Raw genomic sequence first — 16,288 nt, forward strand, 5'->3', positions numbered from 1 at the left:
TGATCCATCCTCTGATTTGAAGGACATTCCATCATGTTTACCGGTCTTGTCGCGGCAGTGGGCCGCATCGTCGACGTCCAGCCGCTGCCCGGTGGCGAGCAGGCAGGCGTGCGCCTGAAAATAGACGCGGGCGGCCTGAACCTGGGCAATGTGGGCCTGGGCGACTCGATCGCGGTGCAGGGCGCCTGCATGACGGTGATATCCCTGCCCGCGCCGGGACAGTTCGAAGTCGACGTCTCTCAGGAAAGCCTGCGCCGCACCGTGGGGCTGGACCGCGCCGGCGAAGTGAACCTGGAAAAGTCGCTCTGCGTAGGCGACCAGATCGGCGGCCATCTGGTGTCGGGCCACGTGGACGGTCTGGGCGACATCGTGAGTTTCGACGCCGTGGGCGAGTCGCGCGAGCTCGTCGTCCGCATTCCCAGGACGCTGGCGCGCTACCTGGCCTACAAGGGCTCGGTCACCGTCAACGGCATCAGTCTTACGGTCAATCGCGTGCGCGACGACGAAACCGGCTGCGAGATCAGCATCAACATCATCCCGCACACGCAGCAGGTCACCACGTTGCGCAACGTGGGCGCGGGCGACAAGGTCAACATCGAGATCGACACCATTGCGCGCTATGTGGAGCGCATGCTGTCGACGCAGCGTTAAGGCTTCGTATCCAGGCAACAAACGCGCGAACCGCATAGTCGAGGCAATAGCGTGACAGCAAACTACGAAGCGCTGGTGGCGACCATACGCGAGAAATTTCCGCAGATCAGCCCGCAGCTCCAGGTCGGCGCCGGATTTCTCCTGGACAACCCCGACGAGGTCGCCGTGCTGTCAATGCGCAAGGTGGCCGAGCGCGCGGGCGTGCAGCCTGCCGCATTGGTCCGATTGGCGCAGAGCCTCGGATTCCCGGGCTGGAACGAGCTGCGCGAGATCTTCGTGGGCCGGCTTCGAACCCGTCCGCCCACGCTGGGCAACAAGGCGCGCTCGCTCGTCAAAGGCGGGGCCGACAATCACCTCAGCCGAGAGCTCGCGCTATCCCAGGTGCAAAACCTGGAGGCCGTGACGGCCAGCAACGCGGAACGCGTCGTCGAGGCCGCCAAAGTGCTGCGCAAGGCCGAGCACGTGCACGTGGCCGGCTTTCGCTCCTGTTACCCGGTGGCGTTCGGCATCACCTACGGGTATCGCCTGTTTCGCTCGTCCATCAGCCTGATAACGGGCGAGGCCGGCACGCTCGAGATGCAGGTGCGCGGCATCGAGAAGCGGCATGCGACGGTCGTGATCAGCTTCGCACCGTATTCGATCGAGGCTGTTCGGGTGGCGCAAGAGAGCGTCGCCCGCGGTGCGCCATTGATCGCCATTACCGACAGCGCGGTTTCTCCGATTGCGCTCAATGCCGATCAGGTGCTGCTCTTTTCGCACGATTCGCCGTCCTTTTTTCCCTCGCTCGTCGCTGCGTCAGCGGTCGCGGAGATGCTGGTGGCGCATCTTCTCGCGCTAGAAGGCAAGGCGGCTGTCAAACGGATCGAAGACGCCGAGGCGGCGCTGCACGCCAACGGCGCGTACTCAGCCTGACCTCAGTTTTCCCAGGATCCGATCCGTTCCTGGCTGAGGTGGGCGCCCAAATCCATTTTTGAAACAAACGTTGTTGCTATTGAAAATATGGCAACAACACCTATTGACGATTCTCTCTGTTGCCGTAGTATTCGCATCAACAACATTTGTTGTTGTTTGGGCGACATAAAACACCGCGTGTTGCGGTAACGCCCGTAGTCGGTCGCATGGCCCGGGATGCCTGCCGGGGACCCTACTCATTACTGCGGAGAGAAAACATGATTCGTCGCGTCTTTTTCCTGTCGATCGTTGCGGCTGCGCTGCTCGGTTCGGGTGTTGCGCAAGCCGAGAGCAGAGTTCTTATCGTCGGCACCGATACGTCCTTTATGCCCTTCGAGTTCAAGAAGGGCGATAAGTATGTCGGTTTCGACATCGATATGTGGGCCCAAATCGCCAAGGATCAAGGCTGGAAATATCAGCTTCAACCCATGGACTTCAGCGGCCTCATCCCGGCGCTGCAGACGCGCAACATCGACGTCGCCTTGTCCGGCATGACCATCACGGCCGAACGCAAGAAAGTGATCGACTTCTCCGAGCCCTACTACGACAGCGGCCTGGCTGCCATGGTGCGGGTCGGCAATACGAGCATCAAGTCGATGGACGACCTGAACGGCAAGGTCATTGCCGCCAAGACCGGCACGGCCACGATCGACTGGATCAAGGCGCATCTGAAGCCCAAGGAGATCCGCGAATTTCCGAACATCGACAACGCGTATCTCGCACTCGAAGCGGGCCGGGTCGATGCCGCCATGCACGACACGCCCAATGTGCTCTATTTCGTCAACACGGCAGGCAAGGGCAAGGTCAAGATGGCCGGCACCCCGGTCACGGGGGATCACTACGGAATCGGGTTCCCCAAGGGCAGTCCGCTCGTGCCGATCGTCAATAAGGAGATCGACAAGCTCAAGGCGGATGGACGCTACGCGACCATTTACAAGAAATGGTTCGGCAGCGAGCCGCCCAAGCAGTAATTCGTCACGACAGAATAGTGCGGCGCATGGCGCTGCACTGCCAACAAAAGCAAATAGGAGTGGCGAGTGAATTTTGACTGGCCAGTGATATGGACGGCGTTGCCCGACTTGATGGCAGGCGTCAAATTGACGGTCTTCATCGCGTTTGTGGGTCTGATCGGCGGATTCTGCGTCGGCACGCTGGCGGGGGTGTTCCGTGCCTATGGCCCGCCTGTGCTGAACATTCTCGCGCAGATCTATATCGAGCTGATTCGCGGGACGCCGATCGTGGTTCAGGTGATGTTCCTGTATTTCGCGCTGCCCTTGCTGGCGCACATTCGGATCGACGGCTTGAGCGCCGCGATCATTGCCATTACGGTGAACTCGGGTGCCTATCTTGCCGAGGTAGTCCGCGGTTCGCTGCTCTCGATACCCAAGGGCCTGACCGAAGCGGGACTGGCCATGGGGCTGTCCATGCCACGCGTACTCGTGAAAATCGTCGGTCCGCTGGCGTTTCGCCGCCTGATTCCGCCGTTGGGCAACCAATGCATCGTAAGTCTGAAGGACACCTCGCTGTTCATCGTCATCGGCGTCGGGGAGCTGACTCGCAAGGGGCAGGAGATCATCGCCGGCAATTTCCGCGCGGTGGAGATATGGACCGCGGTCGCTGTGATCTATCTGATTCTCACCGGCGTCATGACCCTGGCGCTGCGCTTTGTCGAAAGAAGGATGCGCATATTATGAGCATGATCGAATTCAGGGGCGTCTCCAAGAGTTTCGGCCACCTGCCCGTGCTCAATAACATCGATCTCAAGATCGACAGCGGCGAGATCGTGGTGGTGGTGGGGCCGTCCGGATCGGGCAAGTCGACTCTGCTGCGTTGCATCAATGCGCTCGAGAAGATCAGCGACGGCGAACTGCTGGTGGACGGCCTCAGCGTCAAGGGCAGCGCCGATCAGATCCGCAGCATCCGGCTCGAAGCCGGCATGGTCTTCCAGCAGTTCAACCTGTTCCCCCAAATGACCGCGCTCGAAAACGTGATGTTCGGTCCGATCCAGGTTCGCGGTGCGACGCGGGCCCAGGCGCGCGATCAGGCCATGGCGCTGCTCACGAAAGTGGGGCTGGAATCCCGTGCAAACCATTACTCGTGGGAATTGTCGGGCGGCCAGCAGCAGCGCGTCGCCATCGCCCGAGCGCTCGCAATCAAGCCCAAACTGATGCTGTTCGACGAGCCGACATCCGCGCTGGATCCCGAACTTCGGCACGAGGTTCTGAAAGTCATGCAGGATCTGGCGACGGAAGGCATGACCATGATCGTGGTGACGCACGAAATCGGCTTCGCCAAGCGCGTGGGCACGCGCCTGCTGTTCATGGATCAGGGAATCCTCGTCGAGGACGGCGAACCCGGCGCGCTGATCGGCAATCCGCCCACCCAGAGGCTGCAGGATTTCCTCAAACATGTCTCCTGAGTCGGGTTATCCGTCCATGCAGTCGCTTACGCCTCCCGTATTGTCAGGTGCGCCGCACGACATAGGCCACGCACTGGGCGTTCTGGCACGCCCCGTGATGGATGACTATATGGGCCAACGCGGCGCCTGGCGCGCGCTGCGGCCATGGCGCGGCCATTCCTTCGTCAAACAGCTGTGGCAGGCCGCGCTGGCCGCGTATCCCGAATACGTGGCGGAACTGAAAGGCATCGCGGCCGGTCTGGGCTGGCCTGTCGACGACGTGTTTCTCTGGAATTGCCGCGGCGAGCTGATTCACAACGTCCCGGATGGCTGCACCACGCTTGCCGTGCGCGCGCGGGAAACCCGCTACATCGCGCACAACGAGGACGGTGATCCCTATCTGCGCGATCACGCCATGCTCGTGGACATCCGGCCGACCGGAAAGCCAGGCTTCATTTCCTTCTACTATCCGGGCTCGCTGCCGGGGCATACCTTCGCAGTCAACCGCGCCGGTCTCGTCCAGACCATCAATAATCTTCGCATCGTCCAGCCGCAGGCCGGCGTGCCCCGGATGGTGCTTGCGCGCGCGGTGCTCGATGTCAGAAGCATCGGTGCGGCACACAGTGTCCTGGCCGGCAATGCGCGCGCCAGCGGATTTCATCACACGTTAGGTTGCGTTGGCGATGAGCGCCTGCTCAGCATCGAGGCCACGGTGCTTCGCTGTTCCGTGGCTCCAATCGAATTGCGGTCTGGGCATGCCAATCACATGACGCACTCCGGTTCGGATCAAGAGCGCCAGATCGTCACTGCATCTTCCCTGGACAGGCAGAACCGGGTCGATCGACTGCTGCCCGCCCTCGGTGAGGTAAACGGCGCTAACCTGCTTGATGTGCTGTTCGACAAGGCGCCGGCGGGTTTGCCGATCTATCGCGACGATCCTGCCGATCCCGATGATGAAAATACGCTTGCCAGCGCCGTTTTCACGATAGGACCGACCGGCGTGGCATTCGAAGTCCATCGGCTGCGAGAGCGCTGCTTCGAGAATTTCATTACGAAAGATACGCAGCCGCGTGCTGTCTCCTAACCTTTGTACACCTGTATGACTACCATATTTCATCGCGCTCCGCGTGCATCCCTTCCCGTGGCTGTGGCCGGCGACGGTATCGAAATCATCGACGCCGATGGCAAGCGCTACATCGACGCCAGCGGCGGCGCGGCGGTTTCCTGCCTCGGCCACAGCGACCAGCGGGTGATCGACGCGATCAAGCGGCAGGTGCAGCAGCTGCCTTATGCGCATACCTCGTTTTTCACGACGGCGGTCGCGGAAGAGCTGGCCGAACGCCTGGCCGAGACCTCGCCGGCCGGGCTGGACCATGTCTACTTCGCGTCCGGCGGATCCGAGGCAATCGAAGGCGCGCTGAAACTCGCCCGCCAATATTTCGTCGAAAAAGGCGAGCCCGAGCGCCGCCATTTCATCGCGCGCCGCCAGAGCTACCACGGCAACACGCTGGGGGCGCTCGCGATCGGCGGCAATGCCTGGCGGCGCGAGCTGTTCCTGCCACTATTGATCGAAGCGCATCACGTCAGCCCCTGTTATGCCTATCGCGAACAGCGCAGCGACGAAACCGAACAAGCCTACGCGCAGCGGCTGGCCGACGAGCTTGAAAGCAAGATTCTCGAACTCGGCGCGGAATCGGTCGCCGCGTTCGTCGCGGAAACCGTCGTGGGCGCCACGGCGGGCGCGGTGCCGCCAGTGCGCGAGTACTTCAGAAAAATCCGCGCTGTCTGCGACAAATACGGCGTACTGCTGATTCTGGACGAGATCATGTCCGGCATGGGGCGTACCGGTCATCTGTTCGCCTGCGAGGAAGACGGCGTCGCTCCTGATCTGTTGACGATCGCCAAAGGATTGGGAGCGGGGTATCAGCCGATCGGCGCGACGCTGGTAAGCGACGAGATCTACCGCACCATCGTCGCCGGCTCAGGGTTCTTCCAGCACGGCCATACGTATATCGGTCACGCTACCGCCTGTGCCGCGGCGCTCGAAGTGCAGCGGGTCATCGCCGCCGACAATCTGCTGGCCAATGTCGTGGCCCGCGGAGAGCAGCTGCGCGCCAGCCTGCGCGCGCGTTTCGCGGATCACTTGCATGTTGGCGACATACGGGGCCGGGGGCTCTTCGTCGGTGTCGAACTCGTCCAGCATCGCGAGAAGAAGACGCCATTTTCACCTGACCTGAAACTGCATGCGCTGATCAAACGCGAAGCGATGCAACGCGGACTCATGGTCTACCCGATGGGCGGAACGGTCGACGGCCAGCACGGCGATCATGTATTGCTGGCGCCGCCGTTCATTTGCACCGACCGGCAGATCGAGACGATTGTCGAGCGTTTGGGAGACGCGGTCGATGGCGCGCTACGGTCGCTCGACGCGTTGTAACCTTCCCGCTGAACCTTTCTTCCCGCCTGGCTGTGTGCTCGGCCTATCTTCCCGTCCCAAAGCACCGATATGAGCAGCAGACTTCCACCGTTTCACCTCGATTCCGCCACGAGCGAGCAGCAAAGCGTGCTGCGCGAGATCCTGAACGGACCGCGCGGCAATCTGAACGGACCTTTTCTCGGATGGATCCACAGCCCGGAGTTGGCCCAGCACGCACAGCGACTCGGTGCGTTCTGCCGCTACCAGACGGGCCTGCCACTGCGTCTGTCCGAGTTGGCCATCCTGGTGACTGCAGCGCAATGGAAATCGCAGGCCGAATGGCACATCCACCATCCGATCGCGCTCGAGGCGGGTTTGCCTGCCGCGACGGCGCAATCGATTCGCGTCGGCACGCCGCCTGTGTTCGAGCATCCGGACGACGAACTGATTTTTCGCTTTGCGACCGAGCTTTACGCGGCCAAGCGGGTTTCCGATGACACCTACGCGCAGGCAGCCGAGCGCTTCGGGTATCCGGTCGTCGTCAATCTGGTCGGGCTGCTCGGTTATTACGCGCTCGTGGCCATGACACTGAACACCTTCGGCATGCGCGCGCAAGGGCAGGCCGAATTGCCCTTCGAAGAGCCCGACTGCGGCCAGGGCACGTTGAATTAGCCGGCTTATCGAGAAGTCCGAAAGCAGAGGGCTGAACGAAGTCCTTTCTTGTACAGACAAGGGAAGTGGGCGAGGAACTAGAGGGCGGTTTGTGTTGCCCATGCCTCGTGCTAGATTGCACTAATTGCGTAACACATGGGGGTAACGCCATGAGCGAGGCGACTTTTACGTTCCGAGTCGATGAAGCCCTGAAAAGCGAGTTCTCCTCGGCTGCGAAAGCCCAGGATCGCTCCGGCGCACAGCTCCTGCGCGACTTCATGCGGGACTACGTCAAGCGTCAGCAGGAGGCGGTGGAATACGATGCCTGGCTGCAAGCCAAGGTCAACCGATCCCGGGCCTCGGCCGATGCCGGCAAGCTGATACCCGCAGCCGAAGTCGAGGCGAAATTTGCCGCGCGTCGAGCTGAAACCCGACGCCGGCTGGAAGCATTGAAGTAATGGAGTTTTTCTGGACGCCCGAGGCCATAGAGGACCGCGAGAACGTCTACAACGATATCGAAGCAGACAATCCGATTGCCGCGCTGGATCTTGACGAGTCGTTCGAGGAAAAAGCTGCACTGTTGCTCGGGCATCCGAATCTCGGCCGGATTGGTCGGATCGCCGGTACTCGCGAACTGGTCATGCATCCGAACTACATCTTGATCTACGATGTTATCGGTGATGTAGTCCGTGTGCTCAACGTCCTGCATGCGGCACTGGAATGTTGAAACATGCGCATCGTTCCCCTTAGCGACGGAGACCCTTCCTTTCCGACTCTCGTTTGCCTGCCCGGCGCGATGTGCAGCCCCCTGGTGTTCAAAGAGGCTGCACAGGAATCCGGCTTGCGCGCGATAGCGCTCGCCTGGCTGGAGGACGACGGATCCTACGACCTGGACGCGATAGCCCGGCGCATTCTGTCGGCCATCTCGGATCAGCCGCGCGTCGTGCTTGTCGGTCATTCGCTCGGCACTCCCTTGGCGGTGCTTGCCGCCCTGTCGGACCTGGAGCAGGAAAGCCCTCGCGTGCGCGGGCTGCTTCTAGCCAATAGCGGCGCCAACACTCGCGGCCACGCCGATGCGCAATCCCTGGTCAAGCGCATCGAGAACGACTGGGGAGCAGCCTTGTGGGCGTCCTTCCTGGAGCGCTGTTTCCGGCAACTGCCAGGCCAGCCGCTGCTGGACGAGCTCAGGCTTTATCCGTCCAGACTGCGCAAGGAGGCGGTGTCGGCTGCCATTCGCAGTCAGCTGCAAACGGATCTCCTGCCCGTCCTGGCAAGACTCGAAGGCTTGCCCACGATAGTCGTGCACGGCAAGTTCGACGCGGCGCGTACGCTGTGGCACGCGCAGGAACTCGCCGGAGCGATCCCTGGCGCCACATTGCGCGTTCTCGATACAGGCCATACATCCTGCGTCGAAAATCCGGCCGCCTTCGCGGCACTCATGCGTGAAGTCGGACTGCGCTGCACAGCAGGTCAAGCGTAGCGGGGCCATTCCGACGCAACATTCAACGGTCGCAGGGGAGGTCCGGTGACCGCCGCAGTCCTGTCAATGGCAGCCGTTCCGTGGGTCTTTCCGGAACGTGATGGGTTGCACATCGCCCGGGTGGTTCGTGGCGCCCGGCGTGCAGCTGCCGCACGTGCCGCAGCCGTCGCCGCAGTTTCCTGCCGCCTCGCGCGGGCGCATCCAGCGCCCGACCGCGCGCAGCAGCTGTGGCCGGCCCGCCCGGTCCAGCGCGGCGGCGGCGCGTGCCTGGCCGCGCGCGGCCAGCCGCGGCGCGATCTTGCGCATGACCTGTACCGCGCTGGCCAGCACGAGCAGTCCCAGAACGGCGTATTGCCACCACGACACGGCCGCATTCATAGCAACCACCCGGCGATGCGATACGTCAGGAACGCGGCGACATACGCCACGACGAACATGTAGGCGAAGGATATCCACACATTGCGCCATGAGCCGGTCTCGCGCCGGATCACCGCCAGCGTGGACATGCACTGGGGCGCGAACGCAAACCATGCCATCAGCGACAGCGCGCTGGCCGTGGAGAAATTCGATGCCAGCGTGGTCGCCAGGCCCGGGCCGGAATCCTGCGCCACGCTATAGACGGTCGCCAGGGCGGAGACCGCCGTCTCGCGGGCTGCGAAGGCGGGTATGAGCGACAGGCTGATCTGCCAGTTAAAGCCCAGCGGAGCAAAAACGGGCTCGAGAATGCGCCCCAGATAGCCGGCGATGCTGTATCCGATGGCCGGCCCGACGGCGCCTGCCGGCGGGCCGGGGAAGGCCGAGATGAACCACATGATCACGGTCAAGGCCAGAATGACGCCGGTCAGGCGCTTGAGGAATATCCAGCCGCGCTCCCAGAGTCCGATGGCCAGGTTGCTCAACTTGGGCAGTCGGTAGGACGGCAGTTCCATCAGCAATGCGTGCTCGCGCCGGTCCCGGCGCAGGCGCTTGGCGGCGTAGGCCACCGTCGCGGCGCCGGCGATGCCCGCCGCATACAGGATGAACAGCACCAGGCCTTGCAGATTGAAGACGCCCAGGATCAGGCGATCGGGGACAAAGGCGCCGATGAGCAGGGCATAGACGGGCAGGCGCGCCGAGCAGGTCATCAGCGGGGCGACCAGGATGGTGACGAGCCGGTCGCGCGGATCGGGAATGCTGCGCGTGCCGATGATGCTGGGTATGGCGCAGGCGAAGCTGGACAGCAGGGGAATGAAGGCGCGGCCGGTCAGGCCCACCGATACCATCACGCGATCCAGCAGGAAAGCCGCGCGCGGCAGATAGCCGGATTCTTCCAGGGTCAGGATGAAGAAGAAGAGCACCAGGATTTCCGGCAGGAAGCCCAGCACGGTCCCCAGCCCGCTGAAAATGCCGTTGACCAGCAAGCCCTTGAGCGGCCCGTCGGGCAGGAATGCGGCAGTTGCCTGGCCCAGCCAGTCGAAGCCGTCGCCGATCATGTCGGTGAGCGGCTTGCCGCCGGCATAGACGGCCTGGAAAATCAGGAACATGACGCCAGCCAGAATGGCCAGTCCGAAGACAGGGTGCAGCATCCAGCGGTCCAGCGCATCGTCCAGCGCGGACGTGGCCCGCGGCATGCGCACGGTGGCGGCCAGCAAGGCTCGCACCTGCGCATGCAGGTCCTGCCCGTCCGGTCCGGACGAGGGCGGCGCGATGGGCTCTGGCACGTCGACGCGTTCGATCAAGGCCCGCGCGCCGTCGCGGCGCACTGCGACGGTTTCGGCGATCGGCACGCCCAGGCGGCGGGACAGGGCTTGGACATCGATGGCGATGCCGCGCGCTCGCGCGGCGTCCATCATGTTCAGCGCCAGCACCATGGGCAGGCCCAGGCGGCGCACCTCCAGAAAGAGGCGCAGATGCAGGCGCAGGTTGGTCGCATCCGCAACGAAGACGATCAGGTCCGGGCGAGCCTCTCCCGGATAGTTTCCCGCCAGGACATTGCGGGTGATCTGTTCATCCGGGCTGGCCGCATCGAAACTGTATGTGCCCGGCAGGTCCAGAATCCGGGCCAGCTTGCCCGAGGGCATGGTGAAGCGGCCTTCCTTGCGCTCGACAGTAACGCCGGCGTAATTGGCGACCTTCTGCCGGCCCCCCGTCAGCAGGTTGAACAGGGCGGTCTTGCCGCAGTTGGGGTTGCCCACCAGCGCGATGCGCAGACTGGCTTCAGACATGTTCGCCCACCTCGCGGACGACCACGCGCGCCGCCTCGCTGCGCCGCAATGCAAAACGGGTTGAACCGATGACGACCAGGATGGGGTCGGCGCCCAGCGGGCCGAACGCCGCCACCCGCACGCCTTCGCCCGAAACGAAGCCCAGGTCGGTCAGGCGCTGGCTGATGGCGTCCTTTTCGCTCGTATGCACGACGTGATCCACGACCGCGCGCGTTCCTCTGGGAAGCTCGGATAGATGCTGCATAGGAAACAACCGGATATCGGTTTCAAGAAAAGGAAATGAGAACATTTATCTTTTATGTTAGAGCATTTCTTTGCTCAGGGCAGGCGCGGACCCAGTGCAGGATCCCGGCGCCGCGCCGCGGCGCGAAGGTCACGAACTGCCGGCCGCCGGCCAATAGTTATCGAATACACAGTCGCGCAGCGGCCTGCGCGCGGCCCAGCCCTCGATCTCCAGCATCGGCGCTTCGTAGAACTGCTCGACATGCCCGAGGCACAGGATCGCAACCGGTTGCGCGCCCACCGGCATGCGCAGAATCGCACGCACTTCCTCAGGGTCGAAGATCGACACCCAGCCCATGCCCAGGCCTTCCGTGCGAGCGGCCAGCCACATGTTCTGTATTGCGCAGGCGACCGAGGCCAGATCCATCTGCGGCATGGTGCGCCGCCCGAAGACGTGGCCGTCGCGGCCGTCCATCAGGCCCACGACCAGAATTTCGGCGCACTGGCGCATGCCTTCGACCTTCAGGCGCATGAACTGCTCGCCGCGCTCGCCCAATGCTTCGGCGGTTTTCAGCCGCTCGCGCTCCACCGCGGCATGCAGCGTTGCGCGCAGCGCCGGATCGCTGATGCGCAGGATGCGCCAGGGCTGCATATAGCCCACGCTGGGCGCGTGGTGCGCGGCCTCGATCAGGCGGCTCAGGGCGGCGGGATCCACCGGCGCCGATACGAAATGGCGCATATCGCGCCGCTCATGGATGGCGCGGTAGACCGCGGCCCGGTCGGCTTCGTCGAAGGAGTGCGTCATGCGGGACTTGTGCCTCAGTTGCCGGCCAGGCCCACCGCGGGATCGCCGACACGCAGAATCGATTCGGGCAGGTCGTGCGCAAAAAATTCGATCGCGTCGGGAAATGCCCCGGGGTGATTGCCGAAGCCGGATTTCTCGGTGGTGCGCAGCCTGTTGTGGCCTCCGGCCTGCGTCATCCGCACGCCGTATCGGCGTATGTCCGCCAAGGTACGCCCGGCCGAGGGGCGCACGATCGCGATATGGCCGGGCTTGTCCGGATCGGGGGAGGGAAAGGATGCCACCACGAAATCGCCCGCGTTGGCGCGGGCCTGGGCCTGGGCGGCATCGCGCACCCGCCGCCAGCCCGCGTCATGGGCTGCGCGCGAGTCCAGCCACAAGGCCTGGGCCGTGGCCAGGAGCCGGGTCGAGTGCCGGGGCGGCCTGAGCAGGTAGACGCCCGCCCGCAGGCCCATCGCCGCCGCGAAGGCCGAGCAGTGCGTGTCCCCGGCGGAGCGGGCCAGGCCTCTGGAGGCGCCGCTCTTCCAGTCGACGAGATGGCCGGGCTGCCACAGGGTTTCCACCTTGGAGGCGTCCAGGATGGCCAGCAGCTTCTCCGCCTTGGGCGCGAGTGCGCCGCAACAGGGGCCCGTGCCGGAGACGGCCAAGGGCGGGAGCGGCGCGCCGGGCGACGTGCCTGCGCAAGCCGCCAGGGTGAGGATCAGGGCGCAGCCCAGATACGCGCGTATTGCGCTGCGCTTATATATCGACGATAGGTTCATTGCCGCATCGAGGCGTCGGCGCCATGTGCGCTGGCGAATATCGCCTTGGGAACGCCATGACCGGGGTACGTGCTATGCCCGGCCAAGTATAGATGGGTCCTGCCGATCTGCCGCGCAAAGACATCGCCGGGTTTGGGCCCGGCGGCAAAAGCCGCTGTGCGTTCCTGCGTAGAGGTGGCGCCTGCGCGTGGCCTGCGCCGGCCAGGGCGTGGTTTCTTTGGGTGTTGCCAGAGGCCCTACGGCCGGCCTTGGGCGCGGGTGTAGCGATCCAAGCCCCGAACAGCACTGCGGCGATCACAAATCCCATCATGACCGCGCAAACGCCGTTCCACCCTGCCCATGGCCAGGCCGCGCCCGACAGTGCCGCGCCAATCGCGCCGCCGATGAAGAAAATCCCCACGAAAAGCGCGTTCAGGCGTCCGCGCAGGCCTCGATGCCGAAGAACGCGCGCCAGCCCAGCGATCCGGCGATCAGGCTGGCAAGCGGACGCGACAGCAGGATCCCCACCATCAGCCCGCTCATCACGTTGCCGACCGCCCGCGGCGATGCTTCGGCGCCATGGACGCCGCCATGGGCACGAGCATCTGGATCACGCTGGAAGTCGCGCCCGCGAGCGCGAGCGATGCCAGGAGCAGCCAGCCTGACCGCGCGAGCGCGGCAATGCCGAGAAATGCGGCGCAGCACTGCAGCTGTCGCGGGTGGCGCGGGGCATGGGCATCGGGCTGGCCGTGCCCGAGATGCTGCAGGCCAGCGCGCACCGCGACGCCTTGCAGCCCATCGAGGTGACGGACTTTCGCAATGTGCTGAGCATCTGGCTGGTGCATGGCCTGTTGCCCGGGCGACTGGTGCGTCCGGTGGCGCTGATGCGCGATGCGCTGGCCCGCACGCTGGGCCTTGACCGGCAGGGCGGTTGAGGGCGGCGGCAGCGCCGCGCGCACGGATCAGTCGCCGAACAGATTGCGCTGCACCTGTTCCAGGTGCTGCGACAGCAACGCGCCGGCCTGGGCGGCATCGCGGTCGCGCAGCGCGGTCACGATGGCCTGGTGCTGGCGTTCGTACTCCTGGCGCCGCTGCGGCGTGAGCGAATTGCGCTTGAGCCGGCCCCATTCGCCTTGCTCGCGGGCGTGGTTGATCAGTTCCAGGTTCTGCACGAAAAGGGCATTGTGGGTCGCCACGGCAAATACCTTGTGCAGCTCGCCGTCCCAGTGCTCGAAGTCCTCGATGGTTTGCGCCGTTTCCGAGCGGTCCAGACAGGCCTGCATGGCGGCGAAATCGGCCGCCGTCGCGTGGCGCGCGATCAGGATGGGCATCAGCGGCTCGATCAGCCTGCGCGCTTCCATGAGCTCGGCCGGGCTGACGTGCATGTCCAGCCAGCCGGGCTGATCGGGGCTGAGGAGCCCGTCGGCGCTGTCGAGCACGAAAGTGCCGCTGCCCGCAGCCTGCGTGATCAGCCCGCGTTCACGGAATTGCGCCAGCACGCGCCGCACGGTGCCGCGCGAGGTCTGAAAGCGCTGGCTCAACTCGCGCTCGGGAGGCAGTCTCGCGCCGGCGCGCAACTGTCCGGCGGACATGGCGTGATTCAAATAGGTCGAGAGCGCCCGCGCGCCCGTGGACCTCAAGGCCGTGCGTCCGGCATGCGCTTGCGCGTCGGTGTCTTCCACAATGAACTCCTGCGTTGAGGGCTAGTATAAACGGTACCAATTGGTTATTTAATTGGTTCTATTTGGTTGATATTTTATCCAATTGGTTCTATAAATTGCTCGGATTTTATATAAATCGGACCAAATGGATCTGTTAAATCACAATAGGCTGGCGCTATGAAATTCGCAAATCTCTCCATCGACGGCAAGCATGCCATCGCCGTGGTCGATCCCGAGGGCGGGCGTTACTGGCCCGTGTCGGACCTGATCCCGGGCTTTGCCGGCGATCTGGTCGATCTGATCGCCGATCACGCCCGGCAGCCGGGAGCCCTCGAGATTTCCGGCCCGGGCAGGCCGCTGTCCAGCGCTCAGGTGCTGGCGCCCATAGACCGTCCTCGGCGCAACATCATGTGCGTGGGCAAGAACTACCATGAGCATGCCGCCGAATTCAGCAAATCGGGCTTCGACAGCAGCGCCAAGGCCGGCGAACTCGCGCCCGAGGCGCCGGTGGTGTTCACCAAGGCCTATACATCGGTCATCGGGCCGGGCGCGTTCATACCCGCCCACGAATCGGTGACCTCCCAGCTGGATTACGAGGCCGAGCTGGCGGTGGTCATCGGCAAGCCCGGACGGGGCATCAAGAAGGCCGAGGCGTTCGATCATGTGTTTGGCTACACCATTGTCAACGACTTTACGGCCAGGGACTTGCAGAAACTGCATCGCCAGTGGTTCCTGGGCAAGTCGCTCGATGGCTTCTGCCCCATGGGGCCTTATGTGACGACGGCCGACGAGGTCGACGCCCGCAGCCTGGACGTGAAATGCTGGGTCAACGGCGAACTGCGCCAGAGCGCCAATACCTCGCAGCTGATCTTCGACATTCCCACGCTGATCGAGACGATTTCAGCCGGCATCACCTTGCTGCCCGGCGACATCATCGCCACGGGCACGCCGGCCGGGGTGGGCATCGGTTTCTCGCCCCCGCGCTTCGTGCGTTCGGGCGACGTCATCCGCATCGAGATTCAGGGTCTGGGCGCGCTGGAGAACACGGTGGCCTGATCCGCGGCGTTCGCACTGCGCGGGCGCCGCGCCGGCAAAAAAACAATGGCAAGAACGAGGAGACAAAAATCATGCGTGGAACCCTCTTTGCAGCGCTGGCGGGCCTGATCGGCCTGGCACTGGCGCCGTCACCGGCGCTGGCGCGTGCGAGCTATCCCGATCACCCCGTCACGATCGTCGTGCCTTTTGCGGCCGGCGGATCGGCCGACGTCTATGCGCGGATCCTGGCGCAGGAACTGGGCAAGGCGACGGGGCAGTCCTTCATCGTCGAGGACAAGCCGGGCGCGGGCGCCGTGATCGGAACGCAATATGCCGCCAAGGCTGCGCCGGACGGCTACACCCTGCTGGTGATCTCGAATACGCAGACCGTCAACGAATCGTTGCTCAAGCGGCGGCCTTACAAGTTGATGCGCGACTTCGTTCCCATCACGCCCATCAACGAAGCGCCACTGGTGCTGGCCGTGCGCGCCACGTTGCCCGTGCATAGCCTGGCCGACTTGATCCGGCTGGCCAAAGCCGAACCCGGCAAGCTGAACTACGCCTCGTCCGGCACCGGCACTCCGTACAACATGGCGGGCGAGCTCTTCAAGCACATGGCTGGATTGAACATCGTGCACATTCCCTACAAGGGCAGCGACCAGGCTCGCACCGACCTGTTGAGCGGACAGGTGGACATGATGTTCGACGCGGTCAGCACCATGAGTCCGCTGGTTGCCAGCGGCAAGGTGCGTGCGCTGGGCGTGACCAGCAAGACGCGCTCGGTTGTGCTGCCCGATGTGCCCACCATGGCGCAGGCCGGATTGCCCGGCTATACCGCCACGCTGTGGCTGGGGCTGCTTGCGCCCAAGGGGACGCCCAAGGCCGTCGTGGACAAGCTCAATCACGAAATCGGCGAGATCACGCAGCGCCAAGACATACGCACGGCCTGGGCCAGGAGCGGCGTGACGCCCCTGCGCATGTCGCCCGCCGAGTTCACCCGCTTTCTGCGGCAGGATATCGTCAAGTGGCATGAAATCGTCGATGCCGCGCATATCTCCGTGAACTGATCCGCGTTCA

Annotated in this window: 20 protein-coding genes and 1 pseudogene; 14 read left to right on the plus strand and 7 right to left on the minus strand. The window is 63.9% G+C overall.

All coding sequences use genetic code 11. The annotated features are described in order from the left end of the window. Nucleotides 1-33: 33 nt before the first annotated feature. The 11 genes from H143_RS0110230 to H143_RS0110280 all read left to right on the plus strand — a co-directional run bounded on the left by H143_RS0110230 (nt 34) and on the right by H143_RS0110280 (nt 8,547). Entirely contained in the window at nt 34-651 is a 618-nt protein-coding gene (locus H143_RS0110230; RefSeq protein ID WP_019938152.1) for a riboflavin synthase, read from the plus strand. 51 nt (nt 652-702) lie between these two features. Continuing rightward, nucleotides 703-1,563: a MurR/RpiR family transcriptional regulator gene (locus H143_RS0110235; protein ID WP_019938153.1), complete on the plus strand. Its 861-nt coding sequence runs from the start codon at nt 703-705 to the stop codon at nt 1,561-1,563. Between the two features lie 257 nt (nt 1,564-1,820). After that, nucleotides 1,821-2,573, plus strand: a complete 753-nt coding sequence (glnH, locus tag H143_RS0110240) for a glutamine ABC transporter substrate-binding protein GlnH (RefSeq protein ID WP_019938154.1) — start codon at nt 1,821-1,823, stop codon at nt 2,571-2,573. A 66-nt stretch (nt 2,574-2,639) separates the two neighbouring features. Then, a complete protein-coding gene (gene glnP / locus H143_RS0110245; protein ID WP_019938155.1) occupies nt 2,640-3,296 on the plus strand; it encodes a glutamine ABC transporter permease GlnP in 657 nt (218 codons plus the stop codon). Further along, entirely contained in the window at nt 3,293-4,021 is a 729-nt protein-coding gene (glnQ, locus tag H143_RS0110250) for a glutamine ABC transporter ATP-binding protein GlnQ (protein ID WP_019938156.1), read from the plus strand. The genes glnP and glnQ overlap by 4 nt, the downstream gene beginning before the upstream one ends. A gap of 16 nt (nt 4,022-4,037) precedes the next feature. Continuing rightward, a complete protein-coding gene (locus tag H143_RS0110255) occupies nt 4,038-5,084 on the plus strand; it encodes a C45 family peptidase (RefSeq protein WP_019938157.1) in 1,047 nt (348 codons plus the stop codon). Nucleotides 5,085-5,099: 15 nt separating this feature from the next. Further along, nucleotides 5,100-6,437 (plus strand): aspartate aminotransferase family protein, encoded by a 1,338-nt coding sequence (locus tag H143_RS0110260; protein WP_026349915.1) that lies wholly within the window; start codon nt 5,100-5,102, stop codon nt 6,435-6,437. Between the two features lie 69 nt (nt 6,438-6,506). Beyond that, nucleotides 6,507-7,088 (plus strand): carboxymuconolactone decarboxylase family protein, encoded by a 582-nt coding sequence (locus tag H143_RS0110265; RefSeq protein ID WP_026349916.1) that lies wholly within the window; start codon nt 6,507-6,509, stop codon nt 7,086-7,088. Between the two features lie 149 nt (nt 7,089-7,237). Next, nucleotides 7,238-7,525 (plus strand): CopG family ribbon-helix-helix protein, encoded by a 288-nt coding sequence (locus H143_RS0110270; RefSeq protein WP_019938160.1) that lies wholly within the window; start codon nt 7,238-7,240, stop codon nt 7,523-7,525. After that, nucleotides 7,525-7,794 carry a type II toxin-antitoxin system RelE/ParE family toxin gene (locus H143_RS0110275; RefSeq protein WP_019938161.1) on the plus strand — a complete coding sequence of 90 codons (270 nt, stop codon included), beginning with the start codon at nt 7,525-7,527 and terminating at the stop codon, nt 7,792-7,794. Before H143_RS0110270 ends, H143_RS0110275 begins: the two co-directional genes overlap by 1 nt. Before the next feature lie 3 nt (nt 7,795-7,797). After that, entirely contained in the window at nt 7,798-8,547 is a 750-nt protein-coding gene (locus H143_RS0110280) for an alpha/beta fold hydrolase (protein WP_155803369.1), read from the plus strand. Nucleotides 8,548-8,610: 63 nt separating this feature from the next. On the opposite strand, the gene H143_RS0110285 is transcribed toward H143_RS0110280, so the two are convergent. From H143_RS0110285 to H143_RS22045, 6 genes and pseudogenes are all read right to left on the minus strand, one after another. Beyond that, the gene (locus tag H143_RS0110285) at nt 8,611-8,925 is read right to left on the minus strand and encodes a DUF6587 family protein (protein ID WP_019938163.1); all 315 of its coding nucleotides are present in this window, start codon (nt 8,923-8,925) and stop codon (nt 8,611-8,613) included. Next, a complete protein-coding gene (locus H143_RS0110290) occupies nt 8,922-10,751 on the minus strand; it encodes a ferrous iron transporter B (RefSeq protein ID WP_019938164.1) in 1,830 nt (609 codons plus the stop codon). Before H143_RS0110290 ends, H143_RS0110285 begins: the two co-directional genes overlap by 4 nt. Then, complete coding sequence (locus H143_RS0110295; RefSeq protein WP_019938165.1) at nt 10,744-11,040, minus strand: FeoA family protein; 297 nt, start codon at nt 11,038-11,040, stop codon at nt 10,744-10,746. Before H143_RS0110295 ends, H143_RS0110290 begins: the two co-directional genes overlap by 8 nt. An 84-nt stretch (nt 11,041-11,124) precedes the next feature. Further along, nucleotides 11,125-11,778, minus strand: coding sequence for a 5,6-dimethylbenzimidazole synthase (gene bluB, locus H143_RS0110300; RefSeq protein ID WP_019938166.1), 654 nt, complete (start codon nt 11,776-11,778; stop codon nt 11,125-11,127). 14 nt (nt 11,779-11,792) lie between these two features. After that, nucleotides 11,793-12,536 carry a hypothetical protein gene (locus H143_RS22965; RefSeq protein WP_019938167.1) on the minus strand — a complete coding sequence of 248 codons (744 nt, stop codon included), beginning with the start codon at nt 12,534-12,536 and terminating at the stop codon, nt 11,793-11,795. A 417-nt stretch (nt 12,537-12,953) separates the two neighbouring features. Further along, a pseudogene (locus H143_RS22045) lies at nt 12,954-13,225 on the minus strand (MFS transporter); the annotation flags it as partial. A gap of 21 nt (nt 13,226-13,246) precedes the next feature. On the opposite strand from H143_RS22045, the gene H143_RS22670 reads away from it, so the two are divergent. Then, the gene (locus H143_RS22670) at nt 13,247-13,450 is read left to right on the plus strand and encodes a hypothetical protein (RefSeq protein ID WP_019938169.1); all 204 of its coding nucleotides are present in this window, start codon (nt 13,247-13,249) and stop codon (nt 13,448-13,450) included. A 27-nt stretch (nt 13,451-13,477) separates the two neighbouring features. On the opposite strand, the gene H143_RS0110320 is transcribed toward H143_RS22670, so the two are convergent. Then, nucleotides 13,478-14,197, minus strand: a complete 720-nt coding sequence (locus H143_RS0110320; RefSeq protein ID WP_019938170.1) for a FadR/GntR family transcriptional regulator — start codon at nt 14,195-14,197, stop codon at nt 13,478-13,480. A 156-nt stretch (nt 14,198-14,353) separates the two neighbouring features. Between H143_RS0110320 and H143_RS0110325 the strand changes: the two genes are divergently transcribed. Together H143_RS0110325 and H143_RS0110330 are read left to right on the plus strand one after the other, a co-directional pair. Continuing rightward, nucleotides 14,354-15,232 (plus strand): fumarylacetoacetate hydrolase family protein, encoded by an 879-nt coding sequence (locus H143_RS0110325; RefSeq protein WP_019938171.1) that lies wholly within the window; start codon nt 14,354-14,356, stop codon nt 15,230-15,232. Between the two features lie 71 nt (nt 15,233-15,303). Further along, nucleotides 15,304-16,278 carry a tripartite tricarboxylate transporter substrate binding protein gene (locus H143_RS0110330; protein ID WP_019938172.1) on the plus strand — a complete coding sequence of 325 codons (975 nt, stop codon included), beginning with the start codon at nt 15,304-15,306 and terminating at the stop codon, nt 16,276-16,278. The last annotated feature ends 10 nt before the right edge of the window (nt 16,279-16,288 follow it).

The sequence above is a fragment of the Bordetella sp. FB-8 genome, from assembly GCF_000382185.1.
In the GTDB taxonomy this organism is placed as follows: domain Bacteria; phylum Pseudomonadota; class Gammaproteobacteria; order Burkholderiales; family Burkholderiaceae_B; genus Bordetella.

Bases quoted from the DNA above. Each gene is read 5' to 3' on its own strand.
- H143_RS0110230 (WP_019938152.1), top strand. From the start codon at position 34: ATGTTTACCGGTCTTGTCGCGGCAGTGGGCCGCATCGTCGACGTCCAG.
- glnH (WP_019938154.1), top strand. From the start codon at position 1,821: ATGATTCGTCGCGTCTTTTTCCTGTCGATCGTTGCGGCTGCGCTGCTC.
- glnQ (WP_019938156.1), top strand. From the start codon at position 3,293: ATGAGCATGATCGAATTCAGGGGCGTCTCCAAGAGTTTCGGCCACCTG.
- H143_RS0110255 (WP_019938157.1), top strand. From the start codon at position 4,038: ATGCAGTCGCTTACGCCTCCCGTATTGTCAGGTGCGCCGCACGACATA.
- H143_RS0110260 (WP_026349915.1), top strand. From the start codon at position 5,100: ATGACTACCATATTTCATCGCGCTCCGCGTGCATCCCTTCCCGTGGCT.
- H143_RS0110265 (WP_026349916.1), top strand. From the start codon at position 6,507: ATGAGCAGCAGACTTCCACCGTTTCACCTCGATTCCGCCACGAGCGAG.
- H143_RS0110270 (WP_019938160.1), top strand. From the start codon at position 7,238: ATGAGCGAGGCGACTTTTACGTTCCGAGTCGATGAAGCCCTGAAAAGC.
- H143_RS0110275 (WP_019938161.1), top strand. From the start codon at position 7,525: ATGGAGTTTTTCTGGACGCCCGAGGCCATAGAGGACCGCGAGAACGTC.
- H143_RS0110280 (WP_155803369.1), top strand. From the start codon at position 7,798: ATGCGCATCGTTCCCCTTAGCGACGGAGACCCTTCCTTTCCGACTCTC.
- H143_RS0110285 (WP_019938163.1), bottom strand. From the start codon at position 8,925: ATGAATGCGGCCGTGTCGTGGTGGCAATACGCCGTTCTGGGACTGCTC.
- H143_RS0110290 (WP_019938164.1), bottom strand. From the start codon at position 10,751: ATGTCTGAAGCCAGTCTGCGCATCGCGCTGGTGGGCAACCCCAACTGC.
- H143_RS0110295 (WP_019938165.1), bottom strand. From the start codon at position 11,040: ATGTTCTCATTTCCTTTTCTTGAAACCGATATCCGGTTGTTTCCTATG.
- bluB (WP_019938166.1), bottom strand. From the start codon at position 11,778: ATGACGCACTCCTTCGACGAAGCCGACCGGGCCGCGGTCTACCGCGCC.
- H143_RS22965 (WP_019938167.1), bottom strand. From the start codon at position 12,536: ATGAACCTATCGTCGATATATAAGCGCAGCGCAATACGCGCGTATCTG.
- H143_RS22670 (WP_019938169.1), top strand. From the start codon at position 13,247: ATGGGCATCGGGCTGGCCGTGCCCGAGATGCTGCAGGCCAGCGCGCAC.
- H143_RS0110325 (WP_019938171.1), top strand. From the start codon at position 14,354: ATGAAATTCGCAAATCTCTCCATCGACGGCAAGCATGCCATCGCCGTG.
- H143_RS0110330 (WP_019938172.1), top strand. From the start codon at position 15,304: ATGCGTGGAACCCTCTTTGCAGCGCTGGCGGGCCTGATCGGCCTGGCA.